Source organism: Meridianimaribacter sp. CL38, assembly GCF_004328055.1.
Classification (GTDB): Bacteria; Bacteroidota; Bacteroidia; order Flavobacteriales; family Flavobacteriaceae; genus Gaetbulibacter_B; species Gaetbulibacter_B jejuensis.
In genome coordinates this window covers 1-2,500 of record NZ_QKWS01000011.1, presented here as the reverse complement: position 1 = coordinate 2,500, position 2,500 = coordinate 1, and the positions used below count along the sequence as shown (strand labels likewise).

The following is a 2,500-nucleotide window of genomic DNA, read 5'->3' as shown; positions in this document are numbered from 1 at the left end:
AGTTCATTACGCATTAAATATCGTGGTCCTACAACCCCAGCATTGCCGTAACAATACTGGTTTGGGCTGTTCCGCGTTCGCTCGCCACTACTAACGGAATCACTTTTGTTTTCTTCTCCTCCGGGTACTTAGATGTTTCAGTTCTCCGGGTTCGCCTCCTTACGGATAACATGTCTTCAACATGCTGGGTTGCCCCATTCGGATATCTGCGGATCAATTTGTATGTGCCAATCCCCGCAGCTTTTCGCAGCTTATCACGTCCTTCATCGCCTCTGAGAGCCTAGGCATTCCCCATACGCTCTTATTTAGCTTATTGTACTTTTTGTCTTTTTAATGAGTTACAATTATTGCTCGTTACAATAATTTAATTTTATTAAATATTTCTATCTAATTTTCATGTATCTTTTTCAATATGTCAATGAACTTTTTAGCTTTCGCTATTGTGGAGAATATCGGAGTCGAACCGATGACCTCCTGCGTGCAAGGCAGGCGCTCTAGCCAGCTGAGCTAATCCCCCATATACTAGTCGTTAGTACATAGTAGTTAGTAGTTAGACTATAACCACTACTCAACTTCCAGAATTTCCTATTAATTTAGTAGTCTCAGGCAGACTCGAACTGCCGACCTCTACATTATCAGTGTAGCGCTCTAACCAGCTGAGCTATGAGACTCTACTATAATAGATCATTTAAATTAACAGCAAAAGAACAGACTATTCCTTTTTTGAACTTCCTTATTAGTCGTCTTTCTCTAGAAAGGAGGTGTTCCAGCCGCACCTTCCGGTACGGCTACCTTGTTACGACTTAGCCCTAGTTACTAATTTTACCCTAGGCCGCTCCTTGCGGTGACGGACTTCAGGCACTCCCAGCTTCCATGGCTTGACGGGCGGTGTGTACAAGGCCCGGGAACGTATTCACCGGATCATGGCTGATATCCGATTACTAGCGATTCCAGCTTCACGGAGTCGAGTTGCAGACTCCGATCCGAACTGTGATAGGTTTTTAGGATTCGCTCCTGCTCACGCAGTGGCTGCCCTCTGTACCTACCATTGTAGCACGTGTGTAGCCCAGGACGTAAGGGCCGTGATGATTTGACGTCATCCCCACCTTCCTCACGGTTTGCACCGGCAGTCTTGCTAGAGTTCCCGACATTACTCGCTGGCAACTAACAACAGGGGTTGCGCTCGTTATAGGACTTAACCTGACACCTCACGGCACGAGCTGACGACAACCATGCAGCACCTTGTAAGTAGTCCGAAGAAAGATCTATCTCTAAATCATGCAACTTACATTTAAGCCCTGGTAAGGTTCCTCGCGTATCATCGAATTAAACCACATGCTCCACCGCTTGTGCGGGCCCCCGTCAATTCCTTTGAGTTTCATTCTTGCGAACGTACTCCCCAGGTGGGTCACTTATCACTTTCGCTTAGCCACTCAGACCGAAATCCGAACAGCTAGTGACCATCGTTTACGGCGTGGACTACCAGGGTATCTAATCCTGTTCGCTCCCCACGCTTTCGTCCATCAGTGTCAGTACATTATTAGTGATCTGCCTTCGCAATTGGTATTCTATGTAATATCTATGCATTTCACCGCTACACTACATATTCTAACCACTTCATAATGACTCAAGATAACCAGTATCAAAGGCAATTCTACAGTTGAGCTGCAGGATTTCACCTCTGACTTAATTATCCACCTACGGACCCTTTAAACCCAATGATTCCGGATAACGCTTGGATCCTCCGTATTACCGCGGCTGCTGGCACGGAGTTAGCCGATCCTTATTCTTACGGTACCGTCAAGCTCCCTCACGAGGGAGTGTTTCTTCCCGTATAAAAGCAGTTTACAACCCATAGGGCAGTCTTCCTGCACGCGGCATGGCTGGATCAGGCTTGCGCCCATTGTCCAATATTCCTCACTGCTGCCTCCCGTAGGAGTCTGGTCCGTGTCTCAGTACCAGTGTGGGGGATCCCCCTCTCAGGGCCCCTACCTATCGTTGCCATGGTGTGCCGTTACCACACCATCTAGCTAATAGGACGCATGCTCATCTTTTACCGATAAATCTTTAATCAAATGCCGATGCCGACTCTTGATACTATGGGATATTAATCCAAATTTCTCTGGGCTATCCCCCTGTAAAAGGTAGATTGCATACGCGTTACGCACCCGTGCGCCACTCGTCATCAGAAAAGCAAGCTTTTCCATGTTACCGTTCGACTTGCATGTGTTAGGCCTGCCGCTAGCGTTCATCCTGAGCCAGGATCAAACTCTTCATCGTTAAATCTTAAATATTATTTAACAACTAATATGGAATTTTATTCAGTACTCAAAATGGTCTATTCTTTTGTTTAATTAACATCGTTTCCAATGCTAATTTTACGCTGTCAATTCAATATGTTAATGAACTTTTATCTTCTCTTCTAAACCGTCTTATCGGTTAAGCGGGTGCAAATATAAAACCCTTTTTTTTATCCCACAATCTTTTTTGATTTTTTTTT

The 2,500-nt window shown here is 45.4% G+C and carries 2 tRNA genes and 2 rRNA genes (1 of these 4 cut by a window edge); all 4 read right to left on the bottom strand.

Annotated elements, in window-relative coordinates:
* Positions 1-316: ribosomal RNA gene (locus DMZ43_RS14805) — 23S ribosomal RNA — on the bottom strand (it extends 2,500 nt beyond the left edge of the window).
* Between the two features lie 127 nt (positions 317-443).
* Positions 444-517 (bottom strand) — tRNA-Ala (locus tag DMZ43_RS14800).
* Positions 518-597: 80 nt separating this feature from the next.
* A tRNA-Ile gene (locus DMZ43_RS14795) sits at positions 598-671 on the bottom strand.
* A gap of 83 nt (positions 672-754) precedes the next feature.
* Positions 755-2,280: ribosomal RNA gene (locus DMZ43_RS14790) — 16S ribosomal RNA — on the bottom strand.
* The 16S and 23S rRNA genes sit together here with 2 tRNA genes alongside, the layout of an rRNA operon.
* Positions 2,281-2,500 lie beyond the last annotated feature (220 nt).